The organism is Candidatus Atribacteria bacterium, from assembly GCA_011056645.1.
GTDB classification, from domain to species: Bacteria; Atribacterota; Phoenicimicrobiia; order Phoenicimicrobiales; family Phoenicimicrobiaceae; genus Sediminicultor; species Sediminicultor quartus.
Genome location: DSEL01000223.1, coordinates 1 through 2,428, shown reverse-complemented (window position 1 = coordinate 2,428; position 2,428 = coordinate 1). Strand labels below are relative to the sequence as shown.

Annotated in this window: 3 protein-coding genes; all 3 read left to right on the top strand. The window is 39.7% G+C overall.

The features are described 5' to 3' along the window. Nucleotides 1–520, top strand: a 520-nt coding sequence (locus ENO17_10155) for an isocitrate/isopropylmalate dehydrogenase family protein (GenBank protein HER25394.1), incomplete at its 5' end; no start/stop codon positions are given. 184 nt (nucleotides 521–704) lie between these two features. Continuing rightward, a complete protein-coding gene (locus ENO17_10150; protein ID HER25393.1) occupies nucleotides 705–2,078 on the top strand; it encodes an MmgE/PrpD family protein in 1,374 nt (457 codons plus the stop codon). A 27-nt stretch (nucleotides 2,079–2,105) separates the two neighbouring features. Further along, on the top strand, nucleotides 2,106–2,428 hold a 323-nt coding region (locus tag ENO17_10145), incomplete at its 3' end, for a saccharopine dehydrogenase (GenBank protein HER25392.1).

Genomic DNA, 2,428 nt, shown 5'->3' with positions numbered 1-2,428 from the left:
TTCAGTTACGGTAATTGAGAAACCAAATGTAATCAGAGAAACCAGTGGATTAATGATAAGAGAGGCTCGTAAAATTGCGCAAGAATATCCTGGAATCGAACTTTGGGAGACCAATGTAGATGCCATGTGTATGTGGCTGATAAAAAATCCTCAGATTTATAGCGTCCTAGTTTCTTCAAATATGTTCGGAGATATCGTATCTGATCTCTGCGCTCAATTAATAGGTGGGTTAGGTTTTGCCTCCAGTGCCAATATCGGAGATGATTACGCCCTTTTTGAACCAACTCACGGATCTGCTCCAAAGTATGCGGGACAATATAAAGTAAATCCCATGGCGATGCTTTTAACGGTTAAATTAATGTTGGAGTACTTAGAGGAAAAAGAATTAGCTCAACGGTTAGAGAAAGCTATTGCCCGGGTTATTGAAGAAGGAAAATTCAGGACTTACGATTTAGGAGGAACCGCATCAACTTTAGCAGTAGCCAGAGAAGTAGCAAAGAAAGTAATGAGTAATCAGTAATAAGTGATAAGTTGTGGGTTACAAGTTGCTGGTTAAAGATCCAGAAGCCAGGAGAAAGAAGTAGGGGCTCGATTCATCGAGCCCGTCTGTTTCGGGTCGGATAAATCCGACCCCTACAGCTAAAGATTGAATACTACAACAGATAACCAATAACCAACTAACTAAAACTGAAGGGAAGGAAAAAATGGAGACTATTAGTCAAAGATGGGCACGATTTGCCCTGGAGTTAGAATATAATAAGATTCCTTCGGAAGCCTTGAAAGAAGCAAAACGATTTCTTTTAGATAGTATAGGTTGTGCACTTTCTGCCCTGAACAATAAAGATACCCAAGCAGCTTATAATTATATTCAGGATTTGGGGGGAAAAGAGCAAGCTACTATTATCGGATGGGGAACAAAAGCTAATCTTCCCCAAGCAGCCTTTATTAATTCTTTATTAATTAGAGCACTCGATTATAATGATATCTATTGGGAACAGGATCCCTCTCATCCTTCGGATATTATTCCTGCTGTGCTTAGTACCGGAGAATTTATGAATAAAAATGGGAAAGAGGTTCTAGTGGGAATAATCATTGCCTATGAATTAGAGATGCGTTTATGTCAGGCTGCTTTCCCCGGTGTTCGGGAGGTAGGTTGGCATCATGCAACCCTTACTCAATTAGTAAGCCCGGTAGTAACGGGAAGAATGTTGGGTTTAAAAGAGGAGGAAATGATCGCTGCTATAGGAATCAGTGGTTCTTCTCATTTTACTTTAGGGGGAGTAGTAGCCGGTCATCTTAGTAATATGAAAAATGCAGCCGATTCTTTTGCGGTTGAGGCGGGTGTACGGGCTGCCCTGCTCGCCCACAAGGGCTATACCGGTCCGGTAGAAATATTTGAAGGCAAAGAGGGATTATTTGAGGTATTGGATAAGGTAAAATGGGATAAGGATATTTTAGTCAAAGGATTGGGAGATAAATTTCTGATTAATCAATGTGGCTACAAAGCATTTCCTACTGAAGCCTTAATCCATCAACCCATTACCGCCGTCTTGGAAGTGATGAAGGAAAATGTTGTTAACTTAAAAGAGATAAAAGAAGTAATAGTAGAGACTACTACTCGGGGAGCAGATATTCTATCTGATCCTAGCAAATACAAGCCGACTACTAAAGAAACAGCTGACCATTCTCTCCCTTATTGCATTGCAGTTGCCATAGCTAAAAGGAATGTACTTCCTTCTGATTTTGAAGAAGAAGCCCTTGGAGATCCTCTGGTCTGGTCATTACTCGAGAAGATCAAGGTAATAGCCAACCCAGAGATCGATGCTCTCTTCCCCAAGGTCAAACGAGCTATTGTCACCATCAAAAGTACTCAGGGAGAATTTAAGAAACAGGAAGACTTTGCCAAAGGTCAACCGGAAAGGCCTCTTAGCGATGAAGAGCTTATTTCTAAATTTAGAGCTAATTCTCGTAAAAAGATCTCTTCGTCTAGTATGGAGGCTATTATAAAAGCCACACAAGAATTCGAGAATATCGATGAGGTCGGAGAATATATGAAGCTTTTATCAAGTGATAAATAGAAAAAATGGAAAGGAAATAAAAATATTATGAAAGCGATAGTATTAGGTTGTGGATTAGTGGGTGAACTGATTGCGAGAGACCTCGCTAAAGATGATAATTTTCAGGTAATGGTAGCAGATATTGATGAGAAAAAATTAGATAAATTAACCAAAAAGGCAGGCATACCGGGAATAAAGGCAGATCTATCAAATTCAGGTGAAATCAAAAAGGTAATTTCCGATCAAGGTATCGTCATTGGCGCTGTCCCGGGTTTTTTAGGATTTAATATGTTACGATCGGTTATCGAAGCTGGTAAAAATGTGGTTGATATATCTTTTATGGCTGAGGATACTTTAAGTTTAGATGAACT